13 protein-coding genes are annotated in these 15,315 nt (G+C 69.9%); 5 read left to right on the top strand and 8 right to left on the bottom strand.

The annotated features are described in order from the left end of the window. Positions 1 to 30: 30 nt before the first annotated feature. Positions 31 to 1,248, bottom strand: coding sequence for an MlaD family protein (locus ACJMNC_RS07190; RefSeq protein WP_408947261.1), 1,218 nt, complete (start codon positions 1,246 to 1,248; stop codon positions 31 to 33). Positions 1,249 to 1,446: 198 nt separating this feature from the next. Here ACJMNC_RS07190 and ACJMNC_RS07195 point away from each other — a divergent pair, with 198 nt between their 5' ends. After that, on the top strand, positions 1,447 to 1,788 hold the full coding sequence (locus tag ACJMNC_RS07195; protein ID WP_408947262.1) for a hypothetical protein: 342 nt from the start codon (positions 1,447 to 1,449) through the stop codon (positions 1,786 to 1,788). Positions 1,789 to 1,845: 57 nt separating this feature from the next. Here the strand turns inward: ACJMNC_RS07195 and ACJMNC_RS07200 are convergent, their stop codons facing one another. Further along, a complete protein-coding gene (locus tag ACJMNC_RS07200) occupies positions 1,846 to 4,848 on the bottom strand; it encodes a UPF0182 family protein (protein ID WP_408947263.1) in 3,003 nt (1,000 codons plus the stop codon). A 106-nt stretch (positions 4,849 to 4,954) separates the two neighbouring features. Here ACJMNC_RS07200 and ACJMNC_RS07205 point away from each other — a divergent pair, with 106 nt between their 5' ends. After that, the gene (locus ACJMNC_RS07205) at positions 4,955 to 5,401 is read left to right on the top strand and encodes a PPA1309 family protein (RefSeq protein ID WP_408947264.1); all 447 of its coding nucleotides are present in this window, start codon (positions 4,955 to 4,957) and stop codon (positions 5,399 to 5,401) included. A 7-nt stretch (positions 5,402 to 5,408) separates the two neighbouring features. On the opposite strand, the gene ACJMNC_RS07210 is transcribed toward ACJMNC_RS07205, so the two are convergent. Beyond that, entirely contained in the window at positions 5,409 to 6,461 is a 1,053-nt protein-coding gene (locus ACJMNC_RS07210) for a PDZ domain-containing protein (protein WP_408947265.1), read from the bottom strand. Between the two features lie 58 nt (positions 6,462 to 6,519). Here ACJMNC_RS07210 and ACJMNC_RS07215 point away from each other — a divergent pair, with 58 nt between their 5' ends. The 3 genes from ACJMNC_RS07215 to ACJMNC_RS07225 all read left to right on the top strand — a co-directional run bounded on the left by ACJMNC_RS07215 (position 6,520) and on the right by ACJMNC_RS07225 (position 10,330). Continuing rightward, positions 6,520 to 7,983 (top strand): zinc-dependent metalloprotease, encoded by a 1,464-nt coding sequence (locus ACJMNC_RS07215; RefSeq protein ID WP_408947266.1) that lies wholly within the window; start codon positions 6,520 to 6,522, stop codon positions 7,981 to 7,983. Between the two features lie 120 nt (positions 7,984 to 8,103). Further along, positions 8,104 to 9,099 carry a hypothetical protein gene (locus ACJMNC_RS07220; protein WP_408947267.1) on the top strand — a complete coding sequence of 332 codons (996 nt, stop codon included), beginning with the start codon at positions 8,104 to 8,106 and terminating at the stop codon, positions 9,097 to 9,099. Continuing rightward, positions 9,005 to 10,330, top strand: coding sequence for an ABC1 kinase family protein (locus ACJMNC_RS07225; RefSeq protein WP_408947268.1), 1,326 nt, complete (start codon positions 9,005 to 9,007; stop codon positions 10,328 to 10,330). Before ACJMNC_RS07220 ends, ACJMNC_RS07225 begins: the two co-directional genes overlap by 95 nt. Positions 10,331 to 10,393: 63 nt before the next feature. Here ACJMNC_RS07225 and ACJMNC_RS07230 read toward each other — a convergent pair whose 3' ends face one another. The 5 genes from ACJMNC_RS07230 to ACJMNC_RS07250 all read right to left on the bottom strand — a co-directional run bounded on the left by ACJMNC_RS07230 (position 10,394) and on the right by ACJMNC_RS07250 (position 15,288). Further along, entirely contained in the window at positions 10,394 to 10,657 is a 264-nt protein-coding gene (locus tag ACJMNC_RS07230; RefSeq protein WP_408947269.1) for a WhiB family transcriptional regulator, read from the bottom strand. A 349-nt stretch (positions 10,658 to 11,006) separates the two neighbouring features. Further along, the gene (locus ACJMNC_RS07235) at positions 11,007 to 12,983 is read right to left on the bottom strand and encodes an ATP-dependent DNA helicase UvrD2 (RefSeq protein WP_408947270.1); all 1,977 of its coding nucleotides are present in this window, start codon (positions 12,981 to 12,983) and stop codon (positions 11,007 to 11,009) included. A 37-nt stretch (positions 12,984 to 13,020) separates the two neighbouring features. Further along, the gene (locus tag ACJMNC_RS07240) at positions 13,021 to 13,263 is read right to left on the bottom strand and encodes a mycoredoxin (RefSeq protein ID WP_408947271.1); all 243 of its coding nucleotides are present in this window, start codon (positions 13,261 to 13,263) and stop codon (positions 13,021 to 13,023) included. 43 nt (positions 13,264 to 13,306) lie between these two features. Then, on the bottom strand, positions 13,307 to 14,221 hold the full coding sequence (nudC, locus tag ACJMNC_RS07245) for an NAD(+) diphosphatase (protein WP_408947272.1): 915 nt from the start codon (positions 14,219 to 14,221) through the stop codon (positions 13,307 to 13,309). Next, on the bottom strand, positions 14,218 to 15,288 hold the full coding sequence (locus ACJMNC_RS07250; RefSeq protein ID WP_408947273.1) for a potassium channel family protein: 1,071 nt from the start codon (positions 15,286 to 15,288) through the stop codon (positions 14,218 to 14,220). Before ACJMNC_RS07250 ends, nudC begins: the two co-directional genes overlap by 4 nt. Between the last annotated feature and the right edge of the window lie 27 nt (positions 15,289 to 15,315).

Consider the following 15,315-nt stretch of genomic DNA (forward strand, 5'->3'; position numbering starts at 1 on the left):
GGCGTCGGCACCCTGCTGTAGCGGTTCTTCCTAGGCCTGTTCGAGTTGGACTTGGTTGAGCTTGTCCGGATCCTTCTTGGCGATGTCGTCCCACGGCTGCGGGTACGCCGGGTTGGACAGAACCGCCCGCTCACCGCCGCGCACGGACGTCGGATTGCCCACCGGAACCTTGCAGCCCGCCTCGGTGTTGAACGGGAAATCGTCGGTGTTGATGTCGAAGTCCGGGTTCTTGGCCTTGATGTCCTTGATCATCTTCGCGGTGCTCTCATAGCCCCGGGTGCACTCGGCCGGATTGTTCGTCTCCAGCACGATGCCGAAGTGGATCTGACCGTCGGGCGAGCCGGTGGTGTGGCTCGACGCCGACAGCGACGAGAGCATGTAGAACAGCATGCCGGTGGAGAAGGTTGCCGGTTCGATGGTGTGCACCGTCTCGCCGAGCTGATGGATCAGCGAGGTCGCATCGTCGCCGTGCTTCTGCAGGAACGACGACAGCTCCGTGGCGGTGAGCTGACCGTCGGAGAGGATGCGGCGCACCGCCGGATCCGACGACGCCAGCTGCGCGGTGATCAACTCCAGATTCTTCGACCAGTCCAGGATCGCGTCGGACTGTTCGGCCTGCGTGCCGAGCACCGGATCGGCGTTGCGGATCAGCGAGATGGTCTGATCCAGATCGTCCACACCGGTCTTCGACAGCTTCTCGAGCGAATCGATCAGCCGGGTCAGATTGTCGGCCTGCCCGTTGAAGGCCTTGCCCAGCTCGGTCACCACGGTGTGCAGATCATCGGTCGGCACCGACTCGGTCAGCGTGATGGCGTCGTCGACCACCTCATTGACCTGCGGCGGAGGGGTCATCCCCTCGATCCGCGAGCCGTCACGCAGATACGGCCCCGAATCGTCGGCCGGCTGCAGATCCAGGTACTGCTCACCGATCGCCGACCGGTTGGCCACCACGGCCACCGCATTTTCGGGAATGTCCCCGGCGCCCTTCTGCAGGACCAGCTCGACGTCGATGCCGTCACCGGCCAGCCGCAGGTCCGAGACCCGGCCTGCCGGAACACCGCGGTAGGTCACCTGCGCCTGCGGGAACAGACCGCCGCTGTCCTTGGCGTGCACGGTCACCGTGTACACGCCCAGACCGATCGTCTCCCCCACCCGCGCATACCGGAAGCCCGCATAGACGGCGGCCAGTAGACCGATGATCACGACGGTGACCAACTGAATCTTGACCAGACGACTCAAAGGCGGCATCGACAACTCCCGACATCGGCCCGGACCGGTGCGGCGGGCGAACCATTTGAGCCTAAATCCGGCAACTGCCACTCACCTAACGCGGACACCCCGCCGGTGAGGAACGGCCTAACCCCATCATCCTGTGATTTTTCTCACTTTAATCGATAGCATGGGGTCACCGGGCCGGCACCGGTCCGCGACCGCAAGGAGGACGTCATGGCTGCACACGCCCAGCATCATCACGAGAGTCACGGCAACCACCCGATGAGCCTCGTCGCCTTCGTCACGCTGATGACCGGCGGCCTGTTCGCTGCTCTCTGGGTGATCACGCTGGCCGAACTCCCCGACAACAAGCCCACCAACATCGCCTACGGCATCACCGCGCTGGTCCTGCTCACCAGCACCGCGGTCATCTACACCTGGCTCACCCGGCACCTGCACCATTCGCCGCTGATGCCCGACAACACGCCCGCCGAGATCGACCGCTACCTCGAGCATGTGGGCCGCGACGACGCCCCGCTGGTCAATGCGGGCGCCGCCGATCCGCAACAGCGCTGAGCGATCGCGCGATTCGTCACAGCAGTTCGGCAGGTGTCCCGACGCCGAGCGGCCCGGCTACTTGCGCAGCGCCTTGTACTTGTCGATCGCCTGCGCGAGCTGCTCGAAGGCCTTGGACAGCTGCCCCAGGTCGCCGCTGGTCTGCGCCTGCGTCACCTGATCGAGCGCGGAGTCGATGCCGTCGATCGCCGCACTGACCTCCGGGGTGTCGTCCGGTGAGCGCTCCGGCACCACGGTGGCCGGCTCGTCGTCACCGGTGTCGCCGTCCTCGGGCTGTGACTCGCTGCCGGGCTCGGCCGTCTCCCCCTTCTGGGTCGGGGTGGCCGCGCTCGGGTTGATGCCGACCTGCTTGAGCGCCTCGCCGACGGTGGCCGCGAAGCCCACCCGCACGCCGTCCACACCCGCGGCCGCGTTGTAGTACGTCAGCACCCGGTAGAGCTTGGGCATGGCCGAGTCACCGGATTTGGCTTCGGTGTACATCGGCTGCACGTAGAGGATGCCGTTGCCGCCCACCGGCAGCGCCAGCAGATTGCCGTAGGTCACATTGGTGGTGTCCTCGACCAGTTTTCGCGCATTGGCCACGGTGCCGTTGTTCTTCATGTTCTCGGCGGCCTGCCGCGGACCCACGGTCTGGTTGTCGGTGGGCAGCGTCTTCACTGTGATCCGGCCGTAGCCCTCCGGATCGGAGTCGGCGGTCATGTAGGCCGCCAGGTTCTGCCGCTTGAGGGCGGTCATCACGGTGGTGAGCTGGAACTGCGCGGTGTTCTGATCACCCGGCGCCGAGGCCGTGAAGTAGTACGGCGGCTGACTCAGGTTCTTCTGTTCATCGGTGCCCGGATCGTTGGGGACCGACCAGAAGTTGTTCGCCCGGAAGAAGGTCGGCGCATCGGCGACGTGGTACCGGGTGAGCAGCTGGCGCTGCAGCTTGAACAGATCCTCCGGGTAGCGCAGATGCGCCCTCAGATCCGCCTTCTCGTCGAGTTCCGCCTTGGGCTTGACGGTGCCCGGGAAGACCTTCATCCAGGTCTTGAGCACCGGGTCGGTGTCATCGGCCTGGTACAGCGTCACCTCGCCGGTGTAGGCGTCGACGGTGGCCTTGACCGAGTTCCGGGCGTACGAGACCTCCTCGGCGGCCTGCTGCCGTCCGGTGGTGCCCTGGTTCTCCACTCGCGAGTCGACGGTGGCGTCCTGCAACTGCATGCGCTGCGAGTACGGGTAGTTGCTCAAGGTGGTGTAGCCGTCGACGATCCACTTGATCGAGCCGTCGTCCATCACCGCCGGATAGGTCTTCGAGTCCACGGTGAGCCACGGGGCCACCTTCTTGACCCGGTCCCGCGGATCGCGGTTGTACAGGATCCGCGAGTTGTCGTTGAGAGCGTTGGAGAGCAGGAAGTTCCGCTCGCCGTACTTGAGGGCGTACAGCCCCTTGACCGCCCAGTTGCTCAGGGACACCCCCGAATCGGCGGTGTAGGTGTAGTCGGAGCTGTCGCCGTCGTACTCCTTGGCGTCACCGGTGGTGCCGACGATGGCGTAGTCCGGATCCACCTTGGCGATGAGTTCGCCGAAGTAGATGCGCGGCTGCTTGACCTTGAACGGCGCCTTGGCCTGGAACTCCGGGTTCTTGATCGTCTCGGTGTCGGCGACGATGAACACCGGCATGCCGCCGCGGTCCGAGTTCGAATCGCTGCTCGCCTCGTCGACGGTGTTGGCCTGCGCGGCGATGAAGCCGTTGCCGTGCGTGTAGACGGTGTGCTTGTTGATCCAGTTGGTCTGATTCTCCCCGAGACGCTCCGGATCGAGTTCGCGGGCGGCGACGACGAAGTCGCGCTGCTGACCGTCCACCTGGTAGCGATCCACCGCGAGCTGCGACGGGAATCCGTACAGGTTCTTGAGCGCCTGCCGCTGGTAGAACGCCTTGGACAGCACGTTCGGGTCGAGGATCCGGATATTGGACAGGGTGGCCTCGTCGGAGTTCACCCGCGCCGGATCGGCGGGAGTGCGCGTCCAGTTGGTCTCGTAGGTCACGTCCTGTTCCGGCCGGATCCGGTAGGCGTCGGTGGTGGCCGTGATGTTGCGCTGGATGTACTCGGCCTCCCGGTCCGCGGCGCTCGGCTTGACCGCGAACTGCTCCATCGCCGCCGGCCAGATCACGCCGATCGCCAGCGAGGCGACGATCATCAGCACGGCCGCCAGCGCCGGGATCCGCAGATCGCGCAGGAAGATGGCGGCGAAGAAGGCCGCCGCACAGATGATGGCGATCGCCATCAGCATGAGCTTGGCCGGCAGCAGGTAGTTCATGTCGGTGTACGTGCCGCCGGTGAAGATGTCGCCGCGCCGGTCGCTGCTCAGCAGGTCGTACCGGTCGAACCAGTAGGCGATGGCCTTGAGCAGGACGAAGGTGCCCAGCAGCACGGCGAGCTGAATCCGCGCCGGATTGCTCAGCCCGCCGCGGCGGCCGCCGCCGCCGAGCCGGATGCCGCCGAAGATGTACTGGGTGAGCAGGTTCAGCACGAAGGCGATGCCGACGGCCAGGAAGAGCAGATCGAGCAGCAGCCGGTAGAACGGCAGACCGAAGGCGTAGAAGCCCACGTCCAGATCGAACTCCGGGTCGCGGACGCCGAAGGTCTCCGCGTGCAGGAAGGCCTGGATGGTGTCCCAGGAGGCCTGTGCGACCAGCCCGGCGATGATGCCGACGATCAGCGCCGGCACCAGCGCGGTGAGCCAGGGACGCTTGCCGAGCACCGCCCGGTAGCGGGTGAGCGGATCACCCGGGCCGGTCTCCGGCACGAAGTCGGGGCGGGTGCGATAGGCGGCGTACACCGCACCGAAGATGATCGCGCCCACCAGGAGGGTGGCCACCAGGAAGACGACCACCCGGGTCCACACCATCGTCGACATGACGTTGCCGTAGCCGACGTCGGAATACCAGAGCCAGTCGGTGGAGAGCGAGACGACTCGCGGCCCGACCAGCAGCAGGACCAGCAGCACCACCGCGATGCCGATCAGGATCTTGGCTCTGCGTGACAGAGTCGGCCGGTTGATCGGCCCGCGGGCACTCACCACGTTCGTTACTCCCCTTGCGGGTCGGAGACATCGATGTCACCACCATACTGATTCGCCGAAAGCCGACACACACGGACAGCGGCCGCCGGTGGACAATGACGGGGTGAGCTACTCCGATGCCGACCTCGGCAATGCCCTGGCCCAGTGCGCTCTGTTCGCCGCCGACCGCCCCTGGGCCTCACCCGATCTGCTGTTCGCGCTGGTACCGACGTCGGAGCTGGCCGCCGCCGCTCCCGGGCTGGTGGACCCCGCCGATGCCAGCGCGCTGAGCCCGGTGCTGCAGGAGACCGACCCCGAGGCCGACCTCGAGGCGCTGCTCGCCACGCTGGCCTGGCCGGGGCAGGTGGCCGGCTGCGCGCTGGTCACCGAGATCACGGTGCAGTCGCCCGACGATCCGGAGCAGACCCAGAGGGCCCGGCTGATCGCCGGCGCCCTGCGCGGTGGCCGGCGGCTGGCGCTGCTGAGCCTGGAGAGCCTGCCCGACGAGCTGCGCACCCATCCCGAGCTCGCCCCGGACCTGCTCGGCGCGCTGGCCGCGACCTTCGAGTAGCGCTCGGTCAGCAGTGCGGACGCGGGGCGCCGGAGTCGAGGGCGCCGAGCGCGTCGACGGCCTCGCCGAGCTTCCCGACCTTGATCAGCTCGAGGCCGTCGGGGGCACCGTCCTTGGCTTCGGTGCAGTTCTCGGCCGGCACGAGGAAGGCGGTGGCACCGGCCTCCTTGGCGGCCTTGATCTTGTGCTGGATGCCGCCGATGGCGCCGACCGTGCCGTCCGGGACGATGGTGCCGGTTCCAGCGATGAACTTCCCGTGGGCCAGGTCGCCGGTGGTGAGCAGGTCGATCACCGCGAGCGTCAACATGAGGCCGGCCGAGGGACCGCCGATGCCCTCGACGTTGTAGCTGATCTTCACATTCGGATCTCCGCTGACCAGCTTGAAGGTGGTGCCCAGGTAGGCGACGGACGGATCCTCCGGCCGCGCCCCGAGGGTCACCTGCACGTCCTGCCGGCCGCCCTTGCGGTCGACGACCACCTGCACGGTGTCGCCCGGTTTGCGGGCGCGGACCGCGTCCACCAGTTCCTGACCGGTGCTCACCGGCTGACCGGCGAAGGACACGATCACGTCCCCGGGCTCGAGCCGGCCGACGGCCGGGCTGCCGTCGGCGACGGTCCGCACGCCGACGGCCACCGGGCGTTTGAGGTAGGTCAGCGCGGCCGCGGTGGCGTTGTCCTCCGAGCTGGTCATCTGCTCGGCGTTCTCCTGGTCGACCTCTTCGTTGGTCTTGCCGGCCGGGATGTACACCTCACGCGGCTGCAGCTCGTAGGTGCTCGAGAACCACATGCCGATGGCCTGGAACAGGGTGATCTCGTCCCGCAGCGAGACGGTGGTCAGGTTGAGGTGGCCGGCGTCGGCCTCCGAACGCTTCTCGTCGACACCGCCGGTCACCTCGACGACGGGTTTGCCCTTGAGCGTGCCGAGCGTGTTCACGGTGGGCCCGGGCGAGAGCGCCACATAGGGCACCCGGGCGAGCGAGCCGGCGAGGACGAACGCCACCAGGATGACTGTCGCGACGCCGATGGTCACCAGGCGACGGCGGGCCGGGTTGAGTTTCACCCCGTCGAGGATAATCGACGCACCGGGCGGTACCCCGCCGGACCGGTACCGTGGAGGCATGAGCGATCTGCCCTTCGGCTTCTCCTCGTCCGGCCGCGACGATGACGAGAACGACCGCGACTCCGGCTCCGGCGACACCTCCGGGGCCGGTGGCCGCGCCTCCGGTTCCGGCGGCGCCGGCTTCGGTTTCGATCCGTCCGTCTTCGGCGGTGCCGGCTTCGACCCGTCCCAGCTCGGCGGCGCCGGCTTCGATCCGTCTCAGCTCGGCGCGATGTTCACCCAGCTCGGCCAGATGTTCAGCGGCATGGGCTCCGGCGGCCAGGGCGGCGGCCCGGTGAACTACGAGCTGGCCGCCCGGCTGGCCCGGCAGCAGGTGGGCGACTTCAAACCGATGCTCGACAACGAGGAGCGGGCCGTCGCCGACGCGGTGCAGCTGGCCGAGCTCTGGCTCAACGAGGCCACCACCCTGCCGGCCGGTATCACCGCCACCGCCGCATGGACTCCGGTGGACTGGCTGGAGAACACCCTGCCCACCTGGCAGCGGCTGTGCGATCCGGTCGCCGCTTCGCTCGCCTCCGGCTGGCAGGACTCACTGCCCGAGGAGATGCGGTCGATGGCCGGACCGATGGTGGGCATGATGAGCTCGCTCGGCGGGATGATGTTCGGCACCCAGCTCGGCCAGGGGCTGGGGCAGCTGGCCAAGGAGGTGCTCACCTCCACCGACATCGGGCTGCCGCTGGGACCGGCCGGTACCGGGGTGCTGCTGCCCGAGGCCATCGCCCGGTTCGCCGAGGGCCTGGACCTTCCCGGCCAGGAGATCGTCGTCTTCTTCGCAGCCCGCGAGGCCGCCCACCAGCGTCTGTTCACGCATGTGCCGTGGCTGACGCAGCGCCTGCTCGGCGCCGTCGAAGACTATGCGCGCGGCATCCGGCTGGACATGAGCGGCCTCGAGCAGCTCGGGGCCGGGATCGACCCGCAGGAACTGCTGTCCGATCCGGCGAAGATGGAAGAGCTGATGGGCCAGGCGGCCAGCTTCGAGCCGCAGACCACCCCGGAGCAGCAGGCGGCGCTGGCCCGGCTGGAGACGCTGCTCGCCCTGATCGAGGGCTGGGTGGAGAACACGGTCACCGCGGCACTGGCCGACCGGATTCCGGCGACGGCCGCGCTCACCGAGACCATGCGGCGGCGCCGGGCCACCGGCGGCCCGGCCGAGCAGACCTTCGGCACGCTGATCGGGCTGGAGTTGCGGCCCCGCGAACTGCGCGAGGCCGCCGATCTGTGGCGCCGGCTGGACGAGGCGGCCGGCACGCAGGCACGGGACGCGGTCTGGGAGCACCCGGATCTGCTGCCCGACTCCGAGGACCTCGACAATCCGGCCGGCTTCGTCGACCGCGTGATCGGCGGCGGCACCAGCGCCTTCGACGACCCGATGGCCGAACTCGAACGGACCATCGCCGAGGAGCGCGAGCGCCGCGATCGCGGTGAGGACGAGGGCCGCGAGGACGGTCCGGCGTCCTCGTGATCGCAGCCTCCTGAGCTCCTCCTCCCGAACACGCCCCGGCCGCCACCGCGCCACCGCGCCGGGGCCGCCTGTGGACAACGCTCTCGACGGCGGCGCCCGCAGCTGGCAGCGTGGGCGCGTATGGGGACGATCGGGGCGGGGGACGTCGACGATGCGCAGGCCGCAGCGCTGCCGCGGCTGGCGCCCGGAGTGCCGGTCCTGGTCCGTCCCGATCATGCCGTGCACGTCGGCACGGCACTCGAGTCGGCGCTGATCTGGCCGGTTCCGCAGACTGCGGCCCCGGAGGCGGTGGCCGAGCTGATCGTCGCGCTGCGCGACCCGGCCGGCTGCGGCCGGCTCACCGAGGCCCGGCGCGCCGCCGGCCTCACCGCCGCCGACTGGACCGCCCTGCTGACCGCACTGGCCGCGGCCGGCAAGATCGCGCCCGCACCGGCGTCGTCGTCGCTGCAGATCCGGGTGAACGGAACCGGGCCGCTGGGCCGGTCGCTGCGCCGCAGCCTGAGCGGTGCCGGGCTGAGCGTGCTCGACGACCAGCGGACACCCGAGATCTTCGACGACGCGCCGGCGCGGGACTGCAACCTGCTGGTGCTGGCCGATCGCACCCTGATCGATCCCGCGGTCCGGCTGGCCCTGATGCGCTCGCGCACACCGCATCTGCTGGTGGGCACCGATGATCGCCGCGGCACCGTCGGCCCGCTGGTGCTGCCCGGCCTGAGCAGCTGCCTGCACTGTGCGGATCTGCATCGCAGCGAGATCGACCCGTACTGGCCGGTGATCGCGCCGCGGCTGAGTCAGGTGCCGCCGGCGGCCCGGCCGGAACTGTCCGAACTGACCGCGCTGCTGGCCCATCACGAGATCCTCGGAATAGCCGCCGCCCTGTCGGCACCGGACCATCCGGCACCCCAGACCCTCGATCATCGGCTGTCGGTGAGGACCGCCCCGGCGGGCACCCGGCTGATTCCCGCCCCGCGCCATCCGCGGTGTTCATGCCGCTATCCTCAAGGGGACGGAAGGGAATCCATTGAGCGAGATCACCCGCGGACAGGGCCGCCGCAATGCCAAGCTGGCCTCGCTTCCCCTCGGCATGGCCGGTCGCGCGGTCGGCGGCGTCGGTAAGCGGCTGACCGGAAAGAGCAAGGACGAGGTCAGCGCCGAGATGATGGGCAAGACCGCCGAGCAGCTCTTCTCGGTGCTCGGCGAGCTCAAGGGCGGCGCCATGAAGGTGGGCCAGGCGCTCTCGATCATGGAGGCCGCCATCCCCGACGAGTACGGGGAGCCGTTCCGCGAGGCGCTCACCAAACTGCAGGCGGAGGCCCCGCCGATGCCCACCGCGACCGTGCACAGGGTGCTCGATCAGCAGCTGGGCACCAAGTGGCGCGAGCGGTTCGCCTCATTCGACGACCAGCCGGCCGCCGCGGCCAGCATCGGCCAGGTGCATCGTGCGGTGTGGGCCGACGGCCGTCCGGTGGCGGTGAAGGTGCAGTATCCCGGCGCCGACCATGCGCTGCGCGCCGACCTGAAGACTCTGCGCCGGGTCTCCGGACTGATCCAGAAGCTCTCCCCCGGCACCGACGTGAAGGGCATGGTCGACGAGCTCATCGACCGGACCGACGACGAGCTCGACTACATCGCCGAGGCCGACAATCAGCGCGCCTTCGCCGCGGCCTTCGACGGCGACCCCGATTTCGTGATCCCCAAGGTGGTGGCGAGCGCCCCCAAGGTGGTGGTCTCGGAGTGGATCGAGGGCACCCGGCTGTCCAGGCTGATCACCGACGGCACCCGCGAGCAGCGCAACGATGCCGCCCTGAAGATGACGACCTTCGAGTTCAGTTCACCGGCCCGCGTGGGGCTGCTGCACGGCGACCCGCATCCGGGCAACTTCTTCATCCTCGACGACGGCCGGTTCGGGGTGCTCGACTTCGGCGCGGTGGGCCGCTACCCGAACGGGCTGCCGCCGCACACCGGCGAGATCCTGGCACTGGCCCGCGACCAGAAGTACGACGAGCTGCGCGAGCTGATGGTGCAGACCGGCTTCATCCAGCGAGCCTACGCCGACCGGGTGACCTCGGCGGACCTGGCCAAGTATCTGCAGCCATACATCGATCCGCTCTACACCGACACCTTCCACTTCACCCGCAAGTGGCTGCAGCGGGCGGCGGGCAAGGCCACCGACGTGACCGGCGACGTCTACAAGACGTCCCGCAACCTGAACGTGCCCAAGGAGTACGTGATGGTCTTCCGGGTGCTGCTCGGCTGTGTCGGCATCGCCGCCCAGCTCGACGCCGAGGCGCCGTACCGGGCGATCATGTACGAGTGGGTGCCGGGCATCGATGAGCAGGCCGGCTGACGAGACAGGCCTGATCGGGACCTCAACGGCAGACCCCGGGCGCACAGGCGCCCGGGGTCTGCCCTATCGGGCGTCCTTACGCGGCCGGCCGCGGGGGCGCTTACGGGCGATGACGGTGCCGCCGGAGAAGATCTCGCCGCCCCAGACGCCCCAGGGTTCGCGCCGGTCGACGGCCTCGGCCAGGCACGGCGCCTGCAGCGGGCACTGTGCGCACAGGCTTTTCGCCTGTTCGAGGTCGTCCGGTGATTCGGCGAACCACAGGTCGGCGTCGGCGCTCTGGCAGGGCAGTTCCAGGGCCGGTTTCCGGAGTTGTGGGGTGATGGTCATGTGGGGGCTTTCGCGGGAGAAGTGACTGTGGTCTTCGGTGCGAAATCCGCGGAGCCGATCCGGCGGGCGCCGGAACGAGAAAGGCCACGGGATTCGCTGGTGCGATTCGCCGTGGCCGGTGAGGTCCCTGATCGGGGCAGTCAGCTCCGTTTCCGGAGGACCTGGGAACTGCCGTCGGGCCGGGCCGCGGGGAATCGCGTGCGCGCTCGTGCCGCTGCGGGTACGCGCAGCGCGTGAGCGGCGTGCCGGTGATCGATCACGGCGATTCCCTTTCGGCTGGACAGCACAGCCCGACGACGTCGAGCTTCTTACCCCCGTCAGCGTACGGACCCCGCCGGGGGCACACAAGTTATTTTCTACCTGCGGTTTCGCGTCGGGAGGCGATCACCGAGAGCAGTTCGGCGCCGAAGGCGTCGATCCGCTCGGGCACCATCCCGGAGACCGCGGCGAGCTCGGCCGGGGTCTGCGGCAGCGACGTCGCCAGGTCGGCGAGCAGCCGCCGGCTGCACACATTGGCTTCGCGCAGTTCGTTGTCCCGGGCGTAGTCGGTGCGCCAGGCCAGCAGAGCCTTGAGCACCCGGGGATCGGGGCCGTCGTCGACGTCCCCGGCGGTGCCGGTGACCAGTCCGTCGAGGAAACGCGACCGGCCGCGGGTGGCCGACTGCCCCGCCGAGCGGGCCAGTGACCAGGACAGGTGCAGGTGCTCGCGGGCCCGGGTGATGCCCACGTAGAGCAGGCGCCGCTCTTCTTCGATCTCCTCGGCGGTGCGCGCCCGGCTCAGCGGCATGGCCCCCTCGTGCAGCCCGGTCAGCAGCACGGCATCCCATTCCAGGCCCTTCGCGGCGTGGATGGAGGCCAGGGTGACGCCCTGCCGGTCGGCGGGCTGCGGATTGCGGGCCCGATCGGCCAGCCCGGCGACCACCTCGGCGAAGCCCGCCGAGGGCTGGGCGGCGGCCAGGTCCGCCGCCAGGTCGGCCAGCCGGCGCAGCTGCTGCCAGCGGCCCCGCTCGTTGCGGCCGCGGGGCTCGTCGTCGGTCAGCCCGATCGGGCGCAGTGCATGGCGCACCGCCTCGGCGGGCGGCATCGGCGGCGGCGGGCCGTCGGCCAGCGCGGTGAGCCGGCGCAGGCCGGCGACGATCTCGGGACGTTCGAAGAAGCCGACGGCGCCGTGCAGACGGTACGGGATGCCCGCACCGGACAGTTCCTCCTCGAAGACCTCGGAGGCGGCGTTGATCCGGTAGAGCACGGCGATCTGCTCGGCCGGCACCCCCGACCGCATCAGCCGGCGGATCTCCGCCCCGACGCCCACGGCCTCGGCCTGTTCGTCCGGGTATTCGGCGAAGACCGGTTCGGGTCCGTCCGGGCGCTGTCCCACCAGCGCCAGCCTGCTGCCGGCCACCCGGCCGCGGGCCCGCCCGATGACCGCATTGGCCAGCCCCACCACCTGCGGGGTGGACCGGTAGTCGCGTTCGAGGCGCACCAGGGTGGCGTCGGGATAGTCGCGGGTGAAGCCGATCAGATAGTCGGGTGAGGCGCCGGTGAAGCTGTAGATGGTCTGGTTGGCGTCGCCGACCACGGTCAGGTCGTCGCGGCCGCCGAGCCAGGCGCGCAGCAGGTCCTGCTGGACCGGGGTGACGTCCTGGTATTCGTCGACGACGAAGCTGCGGTACCGGGACCGGAACTCCTCGGCGACCGCCGGCGCGGATTTGAGGATCTCCGCGGTGTAGATGATCAGGTCCTCGAAGTCGAGGAGCCGATCCCCGGCCGGACTCACCTTGCCGTTCTCGTAGGCGGCGAAGACGCGGGCAACGGTCTCGGCCGGCAGCGGCAGATCACGGCCGGCGGAGGCCTCGGCGTAGCCGGAGGGGCCGTGCAGACAGGACTTGGCCCATTCGATCTCGCCGGCGAGGTCACGGACGAGTTCCCGGTCGGCGGTGTCCAGGCCGGTCTCGCCCATCGCCCGGCGCACCATCGGGAACTTGGTGTCCATCAGCTCCCAGCGCATCTCGCCCATCACCTGCGGCCAGAAGTAGCGGAGCTGACGCAGCGCCGCCGCGTGGAAGGTCTGCGCGGCCACCGCACCGGTGGGACCGATCACGCCGAGGGTCCGCAGCCGGTCGCGCATCTCGGCGGCGGCCCGGGAGGTGAAGGTGACGGCCAGTACCTGGCTCGGGTTGACCTGCCCGCCGTCGATCAGGGCGGCGATGCGCCGGGTGATGGTGCGGGTCTTGCCGGTGCCGGCGCCGGCGAGCACGCACACCGGTCCGCGCGGCGCGGTCACGGCCTGCAGCTGGGCCGGGTCGAGGCCCTCGGTGATCGCACTCATGGCTTCACCGTCTCATCCGGGTCTGACAGCGCCGGGCTCACACCAGGCCGAGTGCGCTCATCACTTCGCCGACCGACGGATTGGTGGCGGTGGTGCCGTCCGCGTAGAGCACGGTGGGCACCACGTGGTTGCCGTTGTTGACGCTGCCGACGAACTCGGCGGCCTCCGGCTGCTCCTCGATGTCGATCTCGGTCCACTGCACGCCGTTGCGTTCGAGGCCGGCCTTGAGGCGGTGGCAGAACGGGCACCAGCTGGTGGTGTACAGAGTCAGCTCGGTCATGCCGTCGAGCTTACCGGCCGGTGCGCGGCGGACTCGGCCGCGGTCAGCGCTGCGGGCCGCCGGCCCAGCCGGCGATCAGGCTGCGCGCGATGGACACGCTCGGCGGCAGCAGCAGCTCGGCGCCGTCGTCGGCGCCCCACTCCCCGGCCAGTGCGGCACGCACCTGCTCGCGGTGGAACCAGCGGGCCTCGGCCAGCTCGCCGTCGACCGGGGCGATCGGCTGCCCCGGATCGGCGACGGCCTCGAAGCCGAGCATCAGTGAACGCGGGAACGGCCACGGCTGCGAGCCCAGGTAGCGCGGCGAGTGCGCGCTCACCCCGGTCTCCTCGGCCACCTCGCGCAGCACGGTCTGCTCGGCGGATTCTCCGGGTTCGACGAAGCCGGCCAGCGTGGAGAACCAGCGCTGCGGCCATACCTGCTGGCGGCCGAGCAGCACCTGGTCAGCGCCGTCGTGCACCACCATGATCACCGCCGGATCGGTGCGCGGGTACTCCTCGTGACCGGTCGACGGATTGCGTCGCACCCAGCCGGCCTTGTCGACCGTGGTGCGGCTGCCGTCGACCGGTGAGAACTCGGCGCTGCGGTGCCAGTTGAGCAGACCCAGCGCGGTGGCCAGCAGGCCGGCATCGTCGGCGCCGAGCAGGTGGGCGCCGGTGCGCAGCTCCCCGACCGGTTCGGCCAGGTCGTCCACGGCCAGCGCCCAGCGGTGCGTCCCGGCCACCCCGAGGAAGATCGCGTCGGCCGGCGGTGCGGCCGCCACCTCGGCGGCGGCGCTCCAGCGCAGTGCCCCGGCAGCGTCCACCGGATAGCGGCCGCGCCGGTCGATCAGCAGGATCTGGGCTGCGGGCCAGCCGTCGGTGAGCGCCGCGGGGTCCGAGCGCAGCGCGTCGGCCCGGTCGAAGACGGCCCGCGAGAGCAGCGGCGGCTCCGGGAAGTCGAAGGAACCGGTGCCGCTCATCCGCGCTCCCCCTGCCGCACGTAGAGCAGTCGGTCGCCGGTCTCGATGGCTTCGACCTGCTCGTCGCCGACCCGGTACAGGGTGCCGTCGCGGACCACGCCGAGCACCAGGTCCTTGGTGTGCGCCGGCGAACCGCCGGTCTCGGACGGTTCCACCTCCCGCTCGGCGATGGCGTAGCCCTCTTCCGGGCTGAGCAGGTCTTCGACCACCTCCACCACGGACGGGGTGATGGTGGCGATGCCGAGCAGCCGGCCGGCGGTCTCCGAGGAGACGACCACCGAGTTGGCGCCGGACTGGCGCATCAGATGGATGTTCTCGGATTCGCGGATCGCGGCGACCACCTTGGCGCGCGGATTGAGTTCGCGGGCGGTGAGGGTGACCATCACCGCCGTGTCGTCGCGGTTGGCGGCGATGACGATGGCGGCGGCGTGCTGGACTCCGGCCAGCCGCAGCACGTCGGCCTTGGTGGCGTCACCGCGCACGGTGACCAAGCCGTCGGCGGCCGCGGCCTCGAGGGCGGCGGTGTCCTCGTCCACCACGACGATCTCGCCGGGCCGGCCGCCGTCGGCGATGACCGCGGCGGTGGCGGTGCGGCCCTTGGTGCCGTATCCGATGACGACGGTGTGGTTGCGCACCCGGGTCCTCCAGTTCTGGATCTTGATCGCCTGACGCGACCGTTCGGTGAGCACCTCGAGGGTGGTGCCGATGAGCACGATCAGGAAGAGCACGCGCAGCGGCGTGATGAAGACGACGTTGATCAGCCGCGCGGATTCGGAGATCGGCGTGATGTCGCCGTAGCCGGTGGTCGAGAGGGTGACCGCCGAATAGTAGAGCGAGTCGAGGTAGGTGAGGGTGCCGCCTTTGGCATCCCGGTAGCCGTGCCGGTCGAGGAAGACCACCAGCGAGCACACGAACAGTGTGATCAGCGCCCACAGCACACGCCGCCCGATGGCCCGGGTGGGGCTGGTCTCGCTCTCCGGGATGCGGACGATGCCCACCAGGGCGTAGTCGGGTTTGTCACCGAGCCCGTCGCCGCGGCCCGCCGCCCGGAGCAGCCGCTCACGCATGTCGCCGCCCCGACGCCGATCGTATGG

It is taken from the genome of Gordonia sp. VNK21, from assembly GCF_046098115.1.
In the GTDB taxonomy this organism is placed as follows: Bacteria; Actinomycetota; Actinomycetes; order Mycobacteriales; family Mycobacteriaceae; genus Gordonia.

What these genes read in the sequence shown, in the direction of transcription:
- ACJMNC_RS07195 (WP_408947262.1), top strand. Translation starts at nt 1,447, where the DNA reads ATGGCTGCACACGCCCAGCATCATCACGAGAGTCACGGCAACCACCCG.
- ACJMNC_RS07230 (WP_408947269.1), bottom strand. Translation starts at nt 10,657, where the DNA reads ATGACCATCACCCCACAACTCCGGAAACCGGCCCTGGAACTGCCCTGC.
- ACJMNC_RS07240 (WP_408947271.1), bottom strand. Translation starts at nt 13,263, where the DNA reads ATGACCGAGCTGACTCTGTACACCACCAGCTGGTGCCCGTTCTGCCAC.
- nudC (WP_408947272.1), bottom strand. Translation starts at nt 14,221, where the DNA reads ATGAGCGGCACCGGTTCCTTCGACTTCCCGGAGCCGCCGCTGCTCTCG.
- ACJMNC_RS07190 (WP_408947261.1), bottom strand. Translation starts at nt 1,248, where the DNA reads ATGCCGCCTTTGAGTCGTCTGGTCAAGATTCAGTTGGTCACCGTCGTG.
- ACJMNC_RS07235 (WP_408947270.1), bottom strand. Translation starts at nt 12,983, where the DNA reads ATGAGTGCGATCACCGAGGGCCTCGACCCGGCCCAGCTGCAGGCCGTG.
- ACJMNC_RS07250 (WP_408947273.1), bottom strand. Translation starts at nt 15,288, where the DNA reads ATGCGTGAGCGGCTGCTCCGGGCGGCGGGCCGCGGCGACGGGCTCGGT.
- ACJMNC_RS07220 (WP_408947267.1), top strand. Translation starts at nt 8,104, where the DNA reads ATGGGGACGATCGGGGCGGGGGACGTCGACGATGCGCAGGCCGCAGCG.
- ACJMNC_RS07215 (WP_408947266.1), top strand. Translation starts at nt 6,520, where the DNA reads ATGAGCGATCTGCCCTTCGGCTTCTCCTCGTCCGGCCGCGACGATGAC.